At 65.9% G+C, this 17,301-nt stretch carries 19 protein-coding genes; 8 read left to right on the forward strand and 11 right to left on the reverse strand.

From position 1 onward, the window contains the following. The coding region (pth, locus tag PARHAE_RS17715; protein ID WP_126155888.1) for an aminoacyl-tRNA hydrolase at positions 1 to 585 on the reverse strand (585 nt) is incomplete at its 3' end. A 153-nt stretch (positions 586 to 738) separates the two neighbouring features. Between pth and PARHAE_RS17720 the strand changes: the two genes are divergently transcribed. The 5 genes from PARHAE_RS17720 (at position 739) to PARHAE_RS17740 (ending at position 4,094) form a co-directional block, all read left to right on the forward strand. Next, on the forward strand, positions 739 to 1,371 hold the full coding sequence (locus tag PARHAE_RS17720; RefSeq protein WP_126155889.1) for an ATP-dependent Clp protease proteolytic subunit: 633 nt from the start codon (positions 739 to 741) through the stop codon (positions 1,369 to 1,371). A gap of 153 nt (positions 1,372 to 1,524) precedes the next feature. After that, on the forward strand, positions 1,525 to 2,790 hold the full coding sequence (gene clpX / locus PARHAE_RS17725) for an ATP-dependent Clp protease ATP-binding subunit ClpX (RefSeq protein ID WP_126155890.1): 1,266 nt from the start codon (positions 1,525 to 1,527) through the stop codon (positions 2,788 to 2,790). A gap of 117 nt (positions 2,791 to 2,907) precedes the next feature. Continuing rightward, the gene (locus tag PARHAE_RS17730) at positions 2,908 to 3,282 is read left to right on the forward strand and encodes an NADH:ubiquinone oxidoreductase subunit NDUFA12 (RefSeq protein ID WP_126155891.1); all 375 of its coding nucleotides are present in this window, start codon (positions 2,908 to 2,910) and stop codon (positions 3,280 to 3,282) included. Then, complete coding sequence (gene mlaD, locus PARHAE_RS17735) at positions 3,283 to 3,747, forward strand: outer membrane lipid asymmetry maintenance protein MlaD (RefSeq protein WP_126155892.1); 465 nt, start codon at positions 3,283 to 3,285, stop codon at positions 3,745 to 3,747. Beyond that, positions 3,744 to 4,094, forward strand: a complete 351-nt coding sequence (locus PARHAE_RS17740; protein WP_241232873.1) for a DUF2155 domain-containing protein — start codon at positions 3,744 to 3,746, stop codon at positions 4,092 to 4,094. The genes mlaD and PARHAE_RS17740 overlap by 4 nt, the downstream gene beginning before the upstream one ends. Here the strand turns inward: PARHAE_RS17740 and aat are convergent. The 5 genes from aat to hisF form a co-directional block, all read right to left on the reverse strand. Next, a complete protein-coding gene (gene aat, locus PARHAE_RS17745) occupies positions 4,061 to 4,690 on the reverse strand; it encodes a leucyl/phenylalanyl-tRNA--protein transferase (RefSeq protein ID WP_126155893.1) in 630 nt (209 codons plus the stop codon). The genes PARHAE_RS17740 and aat overlap by 34 nt on opposite strands. A gap of 8 nt (positions 4,691 to 4,698) precedes the next feature. Then, positions 4,699 to 6,045: an acetyl-CoA carboxylase biotin carboxylase subunit gene (gene accC, locus PARHAE_RS17750; RefSeq protein WP_126155894.1), complete on the reverse strand. Its 1,347-nt coding sequence runs from the start codon at positions 6,043 to 6,045 to the stop codon at positions 4,699 to 4,701. A gap of 8 nt (positions 6,046 to 6,053) precedes the next feature. Further along, positions 6,054 to 6,560, reverse strand: coding sequence for an acetyl-CoA carboxylase biotin carboxyl carrier protein (gene accB, locus PARHAE_RS17755; RefSeq protein ID WP_126155895.1), 507 nt, complete (start codon positions 6,558 to 6,560; stop codon positions 6,054 to 6,056). Positions 6,561 to 6,658: 98 nt separating this feature from the next. Continuing rightward, positions 6,659 to 6,979, reverse strand: coding sequence for a phosphoribosyl-ATP diphosphatase (locus PARHAE_RS17760; RefSeq protein WP_126155896.1), 321 nt, complete (start codon positions 6,977 to 6,979; stop codon positions 6,659 to 6,661). Further along, on the reverse strand, positions 6,976 to 7,737 hold the full coding sequence (gene hisF, locus PARHAE_RS17765; protein WP_126155897.1) for an imidazole glycerol phosphate synthase subunit HisF: 762 nt from the start codon (positions 7,735 to 7,737) through the stop codon (positions 6,976 to 6,978). The genes PARHAE_RS17760 and hisF overlap by 4 nt, the downstream gene beginning before the upstream one ends. 97 nt (positions 7,738 to 7,834) lie before the next feature. Here hisF and selD point away from each other — a divergent pair, with 97 nt between their 5' ends. After that, entirely contained in the window at positions 7,835 to 8,890 is a 1,056-nt protein-coding gene (gene selD / locus PARHAE_RS17770) for a selenide, water dikinase SelD (RefSeq protein WP_126155898.1), read from the forward strand. A 49-nt stretch (positions 8,891 to 8,939) separates the two neighbouring features. Here the strand turns inward: selD and PARHAE_RS17775 are convergent, their stop codons facing one another. Genes PARHAE_RS17775 through PARHAE_RS17795 form a run of 5 tightly spaced genes read right to left on the reverse strand, consistent with a single transcriptional unit; the run spans position 8,940 to position 14,415 of the window. Then, positions 8,940 to 9,965, reverse strand: coding sequence for an oligopeptide/dipeptide ABC transporter ATP-binding protein (locus PARHAE_RS17775; protein WP_126155899.1), 1,026 nt, complete (start codon positions 9,963 to 9,965; stop codon positions 8,940 to 8,942). Next, positions 9,962 to 10,948 (reverse strand): oligopeptide/dipeptide ABC transporter ATP-binding protein, encoded by a 987-nt coding sequence (locus tag PARHAE_RS17780; protein WP_126155900.1) that lies wholly within the window; start codon positions 10,946 to 10,948, stop codon positions 9,962 to 9,964. Before PARHAE_RS17780 ends, PARHAE_RS17775 begins: the two co-directional genes overlap by 4 nt. A 2-nt stretch (positions 10,949 to 10,950) precedes the next feature. After that, the gene (locus tag PARHAE_RS17785; protein WP_164555310.1) at positions 10,951 to 11,877 is read right to left on the reverse strand and encodes an ABC transporter permease subunit; all 927 of its coding nucleotides are present in this window, start codon (positions 11,875 to 11,877) and stop codon (positions 10,951 to 10,953) included. A 3-nt stretch (positions 11,878 to 11,880) separates the two neighbouring features. Beyond that, a complete protein-coding gene (gene oppB / locus PARHAE_RS17790; protein WP_126155901.1) occupies positions 11,881 to 12,804 on the reverse strand; it encodes an oligopeptide ABC transporter permease OppB in 924 nt (307 codons plus the stop codon). Between the two features lie 9 nt (positions 12,805 to 12,813). Beyond that, positions 12,814 to 14,415: a peptide ABC transporter substrate-binding protein gene (locus tag PARHAE_RS17795; RefSeq protein WP_126155902.1), complete on the reverse strand. Its 1,602-nt coding sequence runs from the start codon at positions 14,413 to 14,415 to the stop codon at positions 12,814 to 12,816. Positions 14,416 to 14,761: 346 nt separating this feature from the next. Between PARHAE_RS17795 and PARHAE_RS17800 the strand changes: the two genes are divergently transcribed. Together PARHAE_RS17800 and PARHAE_RS17805 are read left to right on the forward strand one after the other, a co-directional pair. Then, a complete protein-coding gene (locus PARHAE_RS17800) occupies positions 14,762 to 15,403 on the forward strand; it encodes a TRAP transporter small permease subunit (RefSeq protein ID WP_126155903.1) in 642 nt (213 codons plus the stop codon). Then, on the forward strand, positions 15,400 to 17,259 hold the full coding sequence (locus tag PARHAE_RS17805) for a TRAP transporter large permease (protein ID WP_126155904.1): 1,860 nt from the start codon (positions 15,400 to 15,402) through the stop codon (positions 17,257 to 17,259). The genes PARHAE_RS17800 and PARHAE_RS17805 overlap by 4 nt, the downstream gene beginning before the upstream one ends. Positions 17,260 to 17,301 lie beyond the last annotated feature (42 nt).

Consider the following 17,301-nt stretch of genomic DNA (forward strand, 5'->3'; position numbering starts at 1 on the left):
GGTGCCGCTGTTCCGGGCGGGCTGGGTCCGCGCCGCGACCGCGTTCTGGAACCGCGCCCCGTGCCCCGCCGCCAGTTCCGCCGCCTCGTCCGAGACGCCGCGCAGCAGGTCGTCCAGCCAGTCCGCATCGGCCTTGGCAAAGTCCGACAGCACATAGGGCGCAACCCGGTCCTTGTGGCCGGGATGGCCGATGCCCAGCCGCACCCGGCCGTAATCGGCGCCGATATGCTGGTGGATCGACCGCAGCCCGTTATGCCCCGCATGGCCGCCGCCCTGCTTCACCCGGCATTTGCCCGGCGCCAGGTCCAGTTCGTCATGCAGCACGATCACCTCGGCCGGGGACAGCCTCAGGTATCGCATCGCCTCGCCCACCGATTGCCCCGACAGGTTCATGAAGGTCTGCGGCTTGAGCAGGACGACCCGCGCGTTTCCCAGCCGACCTTCCGAGACCAGCCCCTGAAACCGCGCCTTCCAGGGCGAAAAGCCGTGATCGGCGGCGATCCGGTCCACGGCCATGAAGCCGATATTGTGCCGGTTCGCCGCATATTTCGCGCCGGGATTGCCCAGCCCCACGATCAGCTTCACGCCATCCTCCTGCCGCCCGGCCGGGCGAAGTTCGTTCCATGCCTTGCGGCGGACCTTGCCCGTTACTAAGACTCTGTCAACCTTTCGCGGCTAACAGATGGGATCAGCGCCCTGACGAATCGCGCAGGCAGGGACACCAGGCAAGGACAGACGATGACCGATCCGGCAGAATTCTACATGAACACGCTTGTGCCCATGGTGGTCGAACAGACCTCTCGGGGGGAACGGGCCTACGACATCTTCTCGCGCCTGCTCAAGGAACGGATCATCTTCGTGTCGGGTCCGGTCCATGACGGCATGTCCACGCTGATCTGCGCGCAGCTGCTGTTTCTGGAGGCTGAAAATCCGAACAAGGATATCAGCATGTATATCAACAGCCCCGGCGGCGTCGTGACCTCGGGACTGTCGATCTATGATACGATGCAGTATATCCGCCCGCGCGTGTCCACGCTGGTCGTGGGCCAGGCCGCCTCGATGGGGTCGCTGCTGCTGGCGGCGGGGGAAAAGGGGCTGCGCTATTCGCTGCCCAACAGCCGGGTGATGGTCCACCAGCCCTCGGGCGGCTTCCAGGGCCAGGCCACCGACATCCTGATCCATGCCCGAGAGACCGAGAAGCTGAAGCGTCGCCTGAACGAGATCTATGTCCAGCATACCGGCCGCAGCCTGGCCGAGGTCGAGGAGGCGCTGGAACGCGACCGCTTCATGTCCCCCGAAGAGGCGAAGGACTGGGGCCTGATCGACGAGGTCGTCGCCCCGCGCGGCAAGGCGGAACCCGAGAAGAAATAGGGCCGTTGGGGATTGTGACGGGCGCGCGTCAACCCTAACATAAAGGACAGACACCGTGGCGGCCTGTTCGCCGCGGAAAAATTCAGATGCGGCACAGGGCGACCGGCGCCGCCTGCGGGTTGGCAGACCTGCGGCAATCAAGGAACGTGGACGATGGCGAACCAGTCCGGCAGTGACAGCAAGAACACGCTCTATTGCAGCTTTTGCGGCAAGAGCCAGCACGAGGTTCGCAAGCTGATTGCGGGACCGACCGTCTTCATCTGCGACGAATGCGTCGAACTGTGCATGGATATCATCCGCGAGGAAACGAAATCCTCGGGGCTGAAATCCGGCGACGGGGTGCCGACCCCCAAGGAAATCTGCGCGGTCCTGGACGATTACGTGATCGGCCAGGAACATGCCAAGCGGGTGCTGTCGGTGGCCGTCCACAACCACTACAAGCGGCTGAACCACGGCGCCAAGGGCGATATCGAGCTGGCCAAGTCGAACATCCTGCTGATCGGCCCGACCGGCTGCGGCAAGACGCTGCTGGCCCAGACCCTGGCGCGGATCCTGGACGTGCCCTTCACCATGGCCGATGCGACCACCCTGACCGAAGCCGGTTACGTGGGTGAGGATGTCGAGAACATCATCCTCAAGCTGCTGCAAGCGTCGGAATACAACGTGGAACGGGCGCAGCGCGGCATCGTCTATATCGACGAGGTCGACAAGATTACCCGCAAGTCCGACAACCCCTCGATCACCCGCGATGTGTCGGGCGAGGGGGTGCAGCAGGCGCTGCTGAAGATCATGGAGGGCACCGTCGCCAGCGTCCCGCCCCAGGGCGGGCGCAAGCATCCGCAGCAGGAATTCCTGCAAGTGGATACGACCAACATCCTGTTCATCTGCGGCGGCGCCTTCGCGGGCCTGGATCGGATCATCGCGCAACGCAACAAGGGCACGGCAATGGGCTTCGGCGCCTCGGTCAAGGAGAACGACGACCGCGGCGTGGGCGAGCTGTTCAAGGAACTGGAACCCGAGGATCTGCTGAAATTCGGCCTGATTCCAGAATTCGTCGGCCGTCTGCCGGTGATCGCGACTCTGACCGACCTGGACGAGGAAGCGCTGATCATCATTCTGACCAAGCCAAAGAACGCGCTTGTGAAGCAGTATCAGCGCCTGTTCGACCTGGAAGGCGTGCAGTTGACCTTCACCGACGACGCGCTGCAAGCCATCGCCAAACGCGCCATCAAGCGCAAGACCGGCGCGCGCGGCCTGCGCTCGATCATGGAGGACATTCTGCTGGACACCATGTTCGAACTGCCGGGCATGGACAGCGTCGAGGAGGTCGTGGTCAACGAGGAAGCCGTGGACAACGCCGCCACGAAGCCGCTGCTGATCCATTCCGATCCGAAAAAGGAAACCGCCTCGGCTGGCTGAGCAGTGGCGGGCTGAGCATCGGGGGCCGCAAGGCCCCCCGTGTCGTTCGTGCAGGCTGGATCTTCGCCGCGCTTTGCGCCATATCGGTGCCAGCCAAAGACCAAGAGGTTTCCGCCCATGTCCTTCCTGCTTCGCGCCTTGACCTGGTGGAACAGCCAGACCATCAACACCCAGTTCTGGACTTGGCGGAACGGCATCAAGGTGGGCGAGGATGCCGAGGGCAACGTATTCTACCAGAACAAGGACGGATCGCGCCGCTGGGTGATCTATAGCGGCGAATCGCAGGCCAGCAGGGTCAGCCCCGAATGGCACGGCTGGCTGCACCACACCTGGAGCGAGCCGCCGACCAAGGCGCCGCTGCCCCACAAGCCCTGGGAAAAGCCGCATCAGGAAAACCGGACAGGGACGCCCGGCGCCTATTATCCCGAAGGATCGTTGTACCGGGCGGAACAGCCGAAGCGGCGTGACTATGACGCCTGGCAGCCGGAATAGATGACCTCCGGGGCCGATCATCGAGCGGAACTGCTGGCGGGCGCCGTCGTGCTGGCCGTCGCGGCGGGGTTCCTGGGCTGGGGTTTCGGCAAGGGGTTCGCGCGCGAGACGGGGTATGAGGTCAGGGCCTCGTTTCCCGATGTGGACGGAGTTGCCGTGGGGACCGAGGTTCGGCTGGCGGGCGTTCCCGTGGGCCGCGTGACCGGCGTGACGCTGAACCCCGACACCTACATGGCCGATGCCCGCCTGAGCCTTCCCGCCGGTATCGTCCTGCCCAGCGACAGCGCCGCGCTCATCCAGTCCGACGGGCTGCTAGGCGGGGCCTATATCCAGATCCAGCCGGGCGGCAGCCCCGACAACCTGGCGCCGGGCGACGAGATCGAGGACGTTCAGGGCGCCGTCAGCCTGTTGCAGTTGATGATGAAGTTCGTGGACAGCCAGGCCCAGGCCGAGGATAATTCGTGATCCGCGCCCTTACCCTGGTCGCGGCCATGGCGGCCCCGGCCGCCGCGCAAGAGGTTGCCCGCGCGGAGGGCGCCTTGCTGCGCGGATTGGACAAGATCTCGGGCCGGACCACCGACCTGCCGGTCCATGTCGGAGAGGCCGTGCGGTATGGCCGCCTGCAGGTCCGGTTGGGCGAGTGCCGCTATCCGGCGGGCGATCCCAGTTCCGACGCCTATGCGCAGATGACGATCACCGACATGTCGGAAAACGTCACGCTGTTCAGCGGCTGGATGATCGCGTCGTCGCCCGCGCTGTCGGCGCTTGACGATACGCGCTATGATGTCTGGGTGATTTCCTGCCAAAGCTGATCCGCGGTCGGCAGCGGATGCGAATGCAGGTCGGCGCGCCGTGACAGGGCATCCGCCAGCATCAGGCGATAGGCGTCTCGGGGGATTTCCCGGCCGCCCATGCGTTCAAGATGCGGCGTCAGGAACTGCGTGTCGAACAGCGAGAAGCGGCAGCGGGCCAGATGGCTGGACATCCACAGTAGCGCCATTCTGGATCCGTTGGTCCGCGCCGACACCATCGATTCCCCGAAAAAGGCCGCCCCCAGCGTGACTCCGAAAAGGCCCCCGGCGAAGGCGCCGTCATGACGCACCTCAAACGCATGGGCATGTCCCGCCTGATGAAGCTGACGGTACAGCCGGGCCAGCGGCGCGTTGATCCAGGTCGTTTCCCGGTTCGCGCAAGCCGCCACCATCGCGTCGAAATCGCCGTCCAGATGCGCCGACCAGCCGCCCCGGCGCAGGTCGCGCAGCAGGGACCGTGCGGCATGGACGCCGCCCACCGGCAGAATTCCCCGCAGGGGTGGATCGAACCAGTAAAGGCGCGGGTCGGCCGCGCTTTCCGCCATGGGAAAGACGCCGCGCGCATAGCCTTGCAGCAGTTGCGCGGCGGTCAGCATCGGCGCGGTCAGCCGAACTTCTGTTCCAGCCAGCGTTCCAGCCAGTGGATCGAATAGTTGCCCGCCAGAATGTCGGGTTCCTGCAACAGCGCCGTGAACAAAGGCACGGTCGTGTCGATGCCGTCCACGATCAGCTCGCCTAGGGCGCGGTCCAGCCGGGCCAAGGCCTCGGGCCGGTCGCGGCCATGGACGATCAGCTTGCCGATCAAGCTGTCGTAATAGGGCGGGATCGAATAGCCGTCGTAAAGCGCCGAATCGATGCGCACGCCCAAGCCGCCCGGCGCGTGATACTGGGTGATCCGGCCGGGGCAGGGCGAAAATCCCGGCACCTTCTCGGCATTGATCCGCACCTCGATGGAATGGCCGCGAATCGACAGGTCTTCCTGGCGGAACTCCATCTCGGCGCCGGATGCCACCAGGATCTGCTGGCGGACCAGATCGACGCCGAAGATCGCCTCGGTCACGGGATGTTCGACCTGAAGGCGGGTGTTCATCTCGATGAAGTAGAACTCGCCATCCTCGTACAGGAATTCGATAGTGCCCGCCCCGGCATAGCCGATCCGGGCCACCGCGTCGGCGCAGATCTTGCCGATCCGGGCGCGCTCCTCGGGCGTGATGGTCGGGCCGGGCGCTTCCTCCAGCACCTTCTGGTGGCGGCGTTGCAGCGAACAGTCGCGTTCGCCCAGATGGACAGCGCGGCCCTTGCCGTCTCCGAACACCTGGATCTCGATATGGCGCGGCTTTTGCAGATATTTTTCGATATAGACATCGGGATTGCCGAAGGCGGCCTTGGCCTCGGCCCGTGCGGTGCGGAAGGCGACTTCAAGACCCTTGTCGTCATGGGCGACCTTCATGCCGCGCCCGCCGCCGCCCGCCGTGGCCTTGATGATGACCGGATAGCCGATGGCGGCCGCGACCTTGCGCGCGTCCTCGACATCGTCGACGCCGCCTTCGCTGCCGGGCACGCAGGGCACGCCCAGGTTCTTCATCGTGTCCTTGGCGGTGATCTTGTCGCCCATGATGCGGATATGTTCCGCGCGCGGGCCGATGAAGGTGATGCCGTGGTCTTCCACCATCTGCACGAAGGCGGCGTTTTCGGACAGGAAGCCATAGCCGGGATGGATCGCCTGCGCGCCGGTGATCTCGCAGGCCGAGATGATCGCGGGCATCGACAGATAGCTGGCCGACGAGGGCGCCGGGCCGATGCAGACCGATTCGTCGGCCATGCGGACATGCATCGCATCGGCATCGGCGGTGGAATGGACGGCGACCGAGGCGATGCCCATCTCGCGGCAGGCGCGGATCACGCGCAGGGCGATCTCGCCCCGGTTGGCGATCAGGATCTTGTCGAACATGCCGTCCCTCACTCGACGACCATCAGCGGGGCGCCGAATTCGACCGGGGTGCCGTCGTCGATCAGGATGCGCTTGACCGTGCCGGCGCGGGGCGACGGGATGTGGTTCATGGTCTTCATCGCCTCGACGATCAGCAGCGTGTCGCCTTCGGCCACCGCCTGTCCGATCTGGACGAAGGGCGCGGCGCCCGGTTCGGCGGACAGATAGGCGGTGCCGACCATCGGCGATGTCACGGCGCCGGGCAGGCTGGCCGGATCCTCGCTGATCGCGGGCAATTGCGCGGCGGCGGCAGGGGCCGAAGCAGGCGCGGGCGCCGGAGCGGCGGCAGGGGCGGGCGCAGCATAGGTGACCTGCTTGCCCTGCTTGGACAGGCTGACCGTCAGGCGGTCATGTTCGCCGTATTCCCGTTTCACCGACAGTTCGGACAGGTCGCTGGCATTCAGCAGTTCGGCAAGCGACTGGATGAAAGCCACGTCGCCTTCGTGATGCTTGCCGTTTTGGGAATCGTTGCTCATGCGGTCCTCTGCCAATGTCCTATGGTGCCGCGACCTTGCCCGGCCGCGACGATTTTTCAGCCTTATAGCCTTGGAACCGCGTCAAGGGGAAGGGTTTCTCAACCCAAGGTGGGCCGCGACGCCTTTTCGGCCAGGCCCGAGGTTCCCGCCCGGCGGTCCAGTTCCGCTTCGACCTGGGCCAGCGTCACATCGCGCGCGGCCAGCATCACCAGCAGGTGGAAGATCACGTCGGCGGCCTCGGCGGTCAGGCGGTCGCGGTCGCCCTTGACGGCCTCGATGATCGCCTCGACGGCCTCCTCGCCGAACTTCTCGGCGCATTTCTCGGGGCCTTTCGCCAGCAGCTTCGCGGTCCAGCTGTCGTCCGGGTCGGCGGACTTGCGGGCGGCGACGGTGGCGGCAAGGTCGTGGATCGCGCTCATGTCAGCCTCATCGGGATGCCTGCGGCGGCCATGTGGGCCTTGGCCTCGGCGATGGTGAAGGTGCCGAAATGGAAGATGGATGCAGCCAGGACCGCGCTGGCATGGCCTTGGGTCACGCCCTCGACCAGATGGTCCAGCGTGCCGACCCCGCCCGAGGCGATCACGGGGATGTTCACCGCATCCGCGATGGCGCGGGTCAGGGGAATGTTGAAGCCCGCCCGCGTGCCGTCGCGATCCATGCTGGTCAGCAGGATCTCTCCGGCGCCCTTCGCCTCGACGGTGCGGGCGAAGTCCACGGCGTCGATGCCGGTGGGCTTGCGGCCGCCATGGGTGAAGATCTCCCATCGGCCATCCGCGACGGTCTTGGCGTCGATGGCCACGACGATGCACTGGCTGCCGAAGCGGTCGGCGGCCTGGGCCACCACGTCAGGGTCGGCCACGGCGGCCGAGTTGAAGCTGACCTTGTCGGCCCCGGCCAGCAGCAGGGCGCGCACATCGTCATGGGTGCGCACGCCGCCGCCCACGGTCAGCGGCACGAAGCACTGTTCGGCGGTGCGCGTCACCAGGTCGAACATGGTGCCGCGATTTTCATGCGTGGCGTGGATGTCGAGGAAACAGATCTCGTCCGCCCCCGCCGCGTCATAGGCTTTGGCCGCCTGCACGGGATCGCCCGCGTCGATCAGGTCCACGAAGTTGACGCCCTTGACGACGCGGCCGTCGGCCACGTCCAGGCAGGGGATGATGCGGGTCTTGAGCATGGGCTTCTCCTTGCGGGACCGTCCTAAGCGCAAACGGGGCTTCGTTGAAGATGCGATTTGCAGGTGATAGCGTGGCGCCAACGATACGGAGGCGCCGATGGACGACCAGTTGAAGACCGAACCCCGCCTGACATCCCTGTCCCATGGCGGCGGCTGCGGTTGCAAGATCGCGCCGGGCGTGCTGACCGGCCTGCTGCGCGGCACGGCGATGTTGCCGGTGCCCGAGGCGCTGCTGGTCGGGATCGAGACATCCGACGATGCCGCGGTCTACAGACTGAACGACCGGCAGGCCTTGGTGGCGACGACGGATTTCTTCATGCCGATCGTCGACGATCCGCTGGATTTCGGCCGCATCGCCGCGACCAATGCGATCAGCGATGTCTACGCGATGGGCGGCACGCCGATCATGGCCCTGTCGCTGGTCGGGATGCCGATCAACACGCTGTCGGGCGAGACCATCGCCCGGATCCTGGAAGGTGGCGCGATGGCCTGCCGCGAGGCCGGGATCCCCATCGGCGGCGGCCATACCATCGATTCGGTCGAGGCGATCTATGGCCTTGTCGCTTTGGGACTGGTCGACCCGGCGCATGTGAAGCGCAATTCCGGCGCGCAGCCGGGCGATGTGCTGATCCTGGGCAAGCCTCTGGGTGTCGGGGTCATGTCGGCGGCGCTGAAAAAGGGCGCGCTGCCCGATGACGGCTATCGCGCGATGATCGCTGCCACGACCCGGCTGAACACCCCCGGCCCGGATCTGGCGCGGCTGCCGGGGGTTCATGCGATGACCGATGTGACGGGCTTCGGCCTGGCGGGCCATGCGTTGGAGATGGCGCGGGGGTCGGGCTGCGAGTTGCGGCTGGACTGGTCCGCCGTGCCGCTGCTGGCCGGGGTGCGCGACCTGGCGTCGGGCGGCCATGTGACGGGTGCGTCGGGCCGAAACTGGGCCAGCTATGGGGCCGAGGTCGCGTTGCCCGAGGGCTTCGCCGACACGGATCGCGCGCTGCTGAGCGATCCACAGACCAGCGGCGGGCTGTTGGTGGCCTGCGCCGAGGATCAGGCGGATGCGGCCCTGGCGATCTTTGCCGAACACGGCTTTGCCGAGGCGGCCGTGATCGGGCGGGCGGTTGAAGGCCCCGGGCGGATCGTGGTCGGCTGAGGGCGTCCGCCTCCGGCGGGGGTATTTGGACAAAGAAGAAGCGGCGGTGTCAGGCCGCTTCGACCGTGCGGGCGCGGGCGATTTCCTGGGCCGTGAGGGGGCCAGGGAAATGGCAGGCGGTCTGGTGGTCGCTGCCCGCCAGAACTGGCACCTCGGCCGCGCAGCGGGCGGCCGCGCGGGGGCAGCGGGTGCGGAACACGCAGCCAGAGGGCGGGTCCGTGGGCGAGGGCAGTTCGCCCCGCAGCGGCACGATCCGCGCCGCCGGATCCTGGGACGGATCGGGGACCGGCACCGCCGACAGCAGCGCCTGGGTATAGGGATGCTGCGGGTTCGAATAAAGGTCGTCCGAGGACGCAATCTCCATCACCTTGCCCAGATACAGGACCATCACCCGGTCGCTGATATGGCGCACCACTGACAGGTCATGGGCAATAAAGATCAGCGACAGACCCAAGTCCGCCTGCAAGCGCATCAGCAGGTTGATGACCTGCGCCTGAATCGACACGTCCAGCGCGCTGACGGGTTCGTCGCAGATGATCAGCCGGGGTTCCACGATCAGCGCGCGGGCGATGCCGATCCGCTGGCACTGGCCGCCGCTGAACTCGTGCGGATAGCGGTTGATCTGGCTGGGCAGCAGACCGACGCGGTCCATCATCGCCTTGACCCGGTCCCGGATCTGCGCCCTGGGCAGGTCCGGGCGGTGGGTGGCCAGCGGTTCGGCGATGATCTGGCCCACGGTCATGCGCGGGTTCAGACTGGCCAGCGGATCCTGGAAGATCATCTGGATCTGGCTGCGATAGGCCATCATCCGGCGGGGTGACAGGCCGATCAGATCGGCGCCGTCGATCCACTCCGCGCGGCCCTTGGCCGGGACCAGCCCGATCAGGGCGCGGGCCAGGGTAGATTTCCCGCAACCGGATTCGCCCACGACGCCAAGCGTCTGGCCTGCCGGCAGGGTGAAATCCACGCCGTCGACGGCACGCAGCAGGCGGGACCGGGTCCAGGGCATCGCGCCGGAAGGGCGAATGGGAAAGCTGACGCGCAGGTCGCGGACGGTCAGAAGTGGTCGGGTCATGGGAATGCCTTCGTTCCCGCCCGCAGCTCGTCCAGCGGCGCGAAGCAGGCGCGCCAGCGGTCCGGGGCGAAGGGTGCCAGCGGCGGGCGGTCGTCGCAGGCGTCGCGGCGATAGGCGCAGCGCGGCTGGAAGGCGCAGCCGGGGGGCGGGCGGCTCATGTCCGGGGGCTGGCCGGGGATGACGGCCAGTTCGTCGTCCCTTGCGTCGATGCGCGGGATCGCCGACAAAAGGCCCTGGGTATAGGGATGGGCCGGATCGGCAAAGACCGGCCCGACCGGCCCCAGTTCTCGGATCCGGCCCCCATACATCACCGCGACCCGTTCGCAGGCCCCCGCCACCACGCCGAGATCATGGGTGATCAGGATCATCGCCATGCCGAAATCGCGTTGCAGGTCGGCCAGCAGCGTCATGATCTGCGCCTGAACCGTCACGTCCAGCGCGGTCGTCGGCTCGTCCGCGATCAGCAGTTTCGGGCGGCACAGCAGGGCCATGGCGATCATCACCCGCTGGCGCATCCCGCCGCTGAATTCGTGCGGGTAAAGCCGCACCCGGCCGCGCGCGTCGGGGATCCGCACGGCGTCCAGCATCCGCACGGATTCGGCCACCGCGTCGCGTTTCGACAGGCCCTTGTGCAGGACCAGCACCTCGGCCATCTGGTCCGAGACGCGCATATAGGGGTTCAGCGAGGTCATCGGATCCTGGAAGATCATCGCGACCTTTTCGGCGCGAACCCGGTTGATGACCTTGGGCGGGGCGTTCAGGATGTCCTGCCCGTCAAGCCGGACCCGGCCCGAAGCCTCGCCATTGCGCGCCAGCAGGCCCATCACCGCGAAGGCGAGTTGCGATTTGCCGGACCCGGATTCGCCGACGATGCCCAGCGTCTCTCCCGGATCGACGGACAGGGTGACATTGTTCACGGCCTGCACCGCGCCGTCATGGGTGCGGAAGCGGACGGACAGATCCTCGATCCGAAGCAGCGGCATCGTCAGCGATCCTTGGGATCCAGGGCGTCGCGCAAGCCGTCGCCCACGAAGAAGAAGCCGAACAGCGTGATCACGAAGAAGAACAGCGGGAAGGCAAGCTGCCACAGGGTGCCATAGTTCATCGTTCCCGCGCCCTCGGAAATCAGCGCGCCCCAGGATGTCAGCGGCTCCTGCACGCCCAGGCCCAGGAAGCTGATGAAGCTTTCGGTCAGGATCATCAGCGGCACCAGCAGCGTGGCATAGACCGCGACCACGCCCAGCAGGTTCGGCACGACATGGCGGGTGATGATGCGCCATGTGGGGACGCCTGTGGCGCGCGCGGCCTCGATGAATTCGCGGTTCTTCAGCGACAGGGTCTGTCCGCGCACGATGCGGGCCATGTCCAGCCAGGAAATCAGGCCGATGCCCAGGAACAGCATCGACATGGACCGACCGAACATCACCAGAAGCAGGATCAGCACGAACATGTAGGGGATCGACATCAGGATATCGACCAGCCGCATCATCGCCTGGTCGGTGCGCCCGCCGACATAGCCGGCGACCGCGCCGTAAAGCGTGCCCACGATCACCGCGATGCCCGCGCCGACGATCCCCACCAGCAGGCTGATCTGCGTGCCCTGGACGGTGCGGGCGAACAGATCGCGGCCCAGGTCGTCGGTGCCGAAGTAATGGCCGTTGGACCAGGAAGGTGCGCCCATGGTGGCGACCTGGCCCATGACGCTGAAATCCAGCTCCTCGTTCGACCACACGGCGGCCTGGCCGCCGAAGATGGCGAACAGCGCCACCAGGACCAGGATCATCAGGCCCGCCATGGCGGCCTTGTTGCGGAAGAACCGCCTGCGGGCATCGGCCCAGGGCGACCGGCCCCTGACCTCGGCCTGGGCCATCCGGGCGGCCAGCGAGCGCATCTTCCGTTCGTCGATCACCATGGCCTAGTACCGGATTTTCGGGTCGATCCAGGCATAGAGGATGTCCACGACCAGATTGAACAGGATGGTCAGCGCGCCGACCAGGATGGTGACGCCCATCATCACCGCATAGTCGCGGTTCAGCGCCGAATCGACGAAGGCCTTGCCGATCCCGCCGGTCGAAAAGTAGATGTCGATCACCACCGATCCGGTGATCATCGACACGAAGACCGGCCCCAGATAGCTGACGACCGGCAGCATCGCGGGGCGCAACGCGTGGCGCAGGATGACGCGGTGTTCCGGCATCCCCTTGGCCCGGGCGGTGCGGATGTGGTTGCTGCCCAGCACCTCCAGCATGGACGACCGGGTGATCCGGGCGATGGATGCCATATAGCTGGTGGACAGCGCGATCACCGGCATGATCCAGAACGAGGGGTCGGAAAAGCTCCACCCGCCGCCGGGCAGCCAGCCCAGCCACAGCGTCAGGACCAGCACCAGCAGCGGCGCCATCACGAAATTCGGCAGCACCTGCGCGCCGATGGAGATGCCGACCGCCAGGTAATCCAGCCATGTGTTCTGCCGGATCGCGGCCAGCGTGCCCAGGGTGATGCCGACGGCCACGGCGGCCAGAAAGGCCAGCGACCCATAGGTCAGCGTCACCGGGAAACCGTCGGCGATCAGCTGGTTCACCGTGCGGTCGGGATAGACGAAGCTGGGGCCAAAGTCGAAATGCACGACGATGCCCCAGACATAGTTCCAGATCTGGCGCCACAGCGGGTCGTCCAGGCCGTATTTGGCATTCAGGTTCGCCAGGACTTGCGGCGGCAGGGCGCGTTCCTGGGTGAACGGCCCGCCCGGCGCCAGGTGCATCAGCAGGAAGGACAGCACGATCAGCAACAGCAGCGTGGGAACCGCGATGGCCAGCCGCCGCAGGATATAGGCGAACATCGGCGGGCCTTAGTCGGCGACCCGGTAGAAGTCCTTGGCATACCAGGCATTCGTGACGTTTTCCGTGGGAACGCCCTTCACGGCCGGGTTCAGCATGTCGACCTTGGCATAGTGATAGACGAAGACCGCCGGAACCTCTTGTGCCAGGATTTCCTCGGCCCGTTTATACAGGGGGGCGGTGTCCGCGGCGGTTTTGGACTCGGCCATCAGCTTGTCGTATTCCGCATTCGACCATTTGCCCGAATTATAGCCTTCGGTGCGGAACCAGTCCAGGAAGGTCGAAGCCTCGTTATAGTCGGCGCACCAGGCATAGCGGGCCATGTCGAAATCCTGGTTCTGCATACGGTCGGTATGCACCTTCCATTCGACATTGTTCAGCGTGATGTTCACGCCCAACGGCTTCCAGAACTGCTGGGCGGCGATCGCCAGCTTCTTGTGGTTCTCGTCCGTGTTGTATTGCAGGGTCAGGGCCAACGGCTTGTCGGGACCGTAACCCGCCTCGGTCAGCAGGGCGCGGGCCTTTTCGGTCCGCTGTTCCTGCGTCATGGCGGCGATTTCCGTGTCGGGGGCCTGGAAGCCCTCGATCGCCCAATGGGTCCAGCTATAGGCGGGCTTTTGGCCGCCTTGCAGCACCTGGTCCACGATGATGTCGCGGTTCAGGCCCAGGGACAGCGCCTGGCGGACGCGCACGTCCTTCAGCGCCTCGGGGCCCTTGTCCGAAACGTTGAAGACATAGGCATAGGAACAGGCATAGGGGATCGACACAGCCTGGTCGGGATAGTCCCCAGACAGGCGCGGATACTGGCCCGCCGGGATCTGCACGCGGTCCAGTTCGCCCGCCAGATACCGCGTCAATGCGATGTTGTTGTCGTTCACGGTCACGCCGCGCACGGTCTGCATCACGACATTGGCGGCGTCCCAGTATTCCGGGTTCTTCACTACGGTGATGTCCACGCCCAGGTTGTGGCTTTGCAGCGTGAAGGCGCCGTTGCCGACCAGATTGCCGGGCTGGGTCCAGGCGTCGCTGTGCTGTTCCACGACCTTTTGCGGCACCGGGAAGGTGGTCGCGTGAGACAGCGTTTTCAGGAAATAGGGGGTGCGCGCGGTCAGCCTGACCTCCAGCGTCCTGTCGTCCACGGCGCGCACGCCCAACTGGTCGGGCGGCAGGTCGCCCGCGATGATCTGCGTGGCGTTCTGCACGTTCATCAGTTCCAGGAACCACGCATATTCCGAGGCGGTTTCCGGGTTCACCACCCGCTGCCAGGCATAGACGAAATCCTGCGCCGTCACCGGATCGCCGTTCGACCATCGGGCGTCGCGCAGGGTGAAGGTATAGGTCAGCCCGTCGTCGCTTTCGGTATGGCTTTCGGCCACTCCGGGGACCATCGCGCCGGTCGGACCTTCGTTCATCAGCCCTTCGAACACCTGGCGCAGGACATCGGAACCCTCGACATCGGTGTTCTTGGCCGGGTCCAGTGTCTTGATCGCGTCCAGCAGCCAATAGGTATAGGTCTGGCTGTCGGCCAAGGTCTCGCCCGCCGCCGGCTGGACGGCCTGGGCCGGAAGGGTCAGGGCGGCAAGAAGGGCGGTGGTCGTGAACAGCTTGGACATCGGCGGCTCCCCTTGGTGTTGTTTCTGCACGCGCGGCGCTCAACTTACCGCAGAAGCGCGGCAGGTAAAGCCGCATGGCTGTCGCAGGGCGCGGCGTTCCGTGACAGAGCGGCCTGCGGAAGCGGCGTTTTCTGACCGGAAAACGCTTGGTCAGCCTGACCTGACCGGGATCGCCCCAGCCGCCGCGACGTTGCGTCGGATCGTCGCCTGAACCGGCCAGGGGGGGCGCCTTGACGCGCCAGTCACCGAACTTCTTGACCGATTTTGCCACTTCGATCATACCGCGACAGGATGAACAGTCGGCCGGACGGCGCACAAGGCTGATTTCCATGGGGGAGGAATTTCGATGAACGGCCTTTTGGCCCTGTCGCGCGGCATCGACCGCGTCAACACCGTGATCGGACGCAGCGCGGCCTGGCTGATCCTGCTGGCGATCTTCGTCAGCGCGATCAACGCCGTGGTCCGCAAGGTATTCAGCGTGTCGTCGAACGCCTATCTGGAACTGCAATGGTACCTGTATGGCGGCGCGTTCCTGCTGGCGGCCGCCTATACGCTGCTGGAAAACGAACATATCCGCATCGACATCGTCTATGGGGCCTTCTCGCGCCGGGTCCAGCACTGGATCGACCTGCTGGGAACGATCTTCTTCCTGATGCCGGTCGTGCTGCTGACGCTGTATTACGTCTGGCCCTGGCTGATGCGCAGCTATCGCGGCGGCGAGATGTCGATGAACGCGGGCGGGCTGATCCTGTGGCCCGCCAAGGCGCTGCTGTTCGCGGGCTTCGCGCTGCTGTTCTTCCAGGGCATTTCGGAAATCATCAAAAAGATCGCCGTGATGCGCGGCCTGATCCCCGATCCCTTCCCGGCCACCGCCCATCACGCGCCGCTGGAGATCGATCCCGAACTGGCCGCCCAGGCGGGCTTTGCCGATCCCGACCATCCGCTGACCGATCTGGCCGACGACGCGCGCAAGGAACCCCGCAAATGATGGAGCTTATTGCGCAGAACATGGCGCCGATCATGTTCGTCTCGCTGATCATCTTCCTGCTGATCGGCTATCCCGTGGCCTTCGCGCTTGGCGCCAACGGGCTGCTGTTCTTCATCATCGGGGTGGAACTGGCGCCGCTGTCGGGCGGGTCGATCAACCTCAGCTGGCCGTTGCTGGGCGCTATTCCCGACCGCTTCTTCGGCGGCGTTGTCGCGAACGAGACATTGCTGGCGGTGCCATTCTTCACCTTCATGGGCATCGTGCTGGAGAAATCCGGCATGGCCGAGGATCTGCTGGACACGATCGGCCAGTTGTTCGGCCCGATCCGGGGCGGTCTGGCCTATGCGGTGATCATCGTCGGCGCGCTGCTGGCCGCCACGACCGGCGTCGTCGCCGCCTCGGTGATCGCCATGGGGCTGATCTCTCTGCCGATCATGCTGCGCTATGGCTATGACCGGCGGATCGCGTCGGGCACCATCGCGGCGTCGGGGACATTGGCGCAGATCATCCCGCCGTCGCTGGTGCTGATCGTTCTGGCCGACCAGCTGGGCCGGTCGGTGGGCGACATGTACAAGGGCGCGATGATCCCCGGCCTGGTGCTGACCGGGCTGTACATGGCCTATATCTTCGTGATGTCGATCCTGCGCCCGCATTACCTGCCCGCCCTTCCGAAAGAGGCGCGGACCCTGGGTTCCGGCGTCACCTCGCTGATCGTGGCCTTGGCCGTCGCTGCGGGGATCTTCTGGGCTACGACCCGCTGGCTCGGCCCCGCGCATGCGTCCGACGCGCCGATCTGGGGCATGGTGATCGCGGTCACGGTGATCTATGTCGTCGCGCTGATCGACAAGACCTTCGGGATCAACATGATGTCGCGGCTTGCCCAGCAGGTCATCATCGTCCTGATCCCGCCGCTGGCGCTGATCTTCCTGGTGCTGGGCACGATCTTCTTGGGAATCGCCACTCCCACCGAGGGCGGCGCCATGGGGGCCGTCGGCGCCCTGTTCATGGCAGGCATTAAGCGCCGCCTGTCGATAGACGTGATCCGGCAGGCGCTGTATGCGACCACGCGGCTGTCGGCCTTCGTGATGTTCATCCTGATCGGGGCGCGAGTATTCTCGTTGACCTTCTATGGCGTGAACGGGCACCTGTGGGTCGAACATCTGCTGACCTCGTTGCCGGGGGGCGAATACGGCTTCCTGATCGTCGTGTCGATCCTGGTGTTCCTGCTGGCCTTCTTCCTGGATTTCTTCGAACTGGCCTTCATCATCGTGCCCCTGCTGGCCCCTGCCGCCGAAAGCCTGGGCATCGACCTGATCTGGTTCGGCGTGATCCTGGGCGTGAACATGCAAACCGCCTTCATGCACCCACCCTTCGGCTTCGCGCTGTTCTATCTGCGTTCGGTCGCGCCGAAGCTTCCCTACAAGGACCGCCTGACCGGCAAGATGATGGAGCCGGTGCGCACCAGCCATATCTACTGGGGTGCGGTGCCCTTCGTCTGCATCCAGATCGTGATGATCGGCGTGGTGATCGCCTTCCCGCAGCTTGTCATGCACTACAAGGGCGCACCCATCGACACATCGGGCGTGCGTCTGGAGATACCGGCGGGCAATTCGGGCGGCTTCGGCAGCCTGGGCGGCGGCTTGGGATCGCCCTTCGGCCAGGGCGCCGCGCCGGGAGGAGCGCCCGCTGCTCCGGGCGGGCTGGGCGGTGGGCTGGGCGGCGCGCCGAATTTCGGCGCCCCGGCAGCACCTGCAACCCCGGAAGCCCCGGCGCCCGCCGCACCGCAGCCGGACCAGACGCAAGGCAGCGGCGGCCTGGGCCTGGGCGGCCCGCCGCCGGGCCTGGGCGGAAACTGACAGGACCGCGAAAGGGCCGGGAAACCGGCCCTTTTTGTTGAT

It is taken from the genome of Paracoccus haematequi (assembly GCF_900631945.1).
In the GTDB taxonomy this organism is placed as follows: domain Bacteria; phylum Pseudomonadota; class Alphaproteobacteria; order Rhodobacterales; family Rhodobacteraceae; genus Paracoccus; species Paracoccus haematequi_A.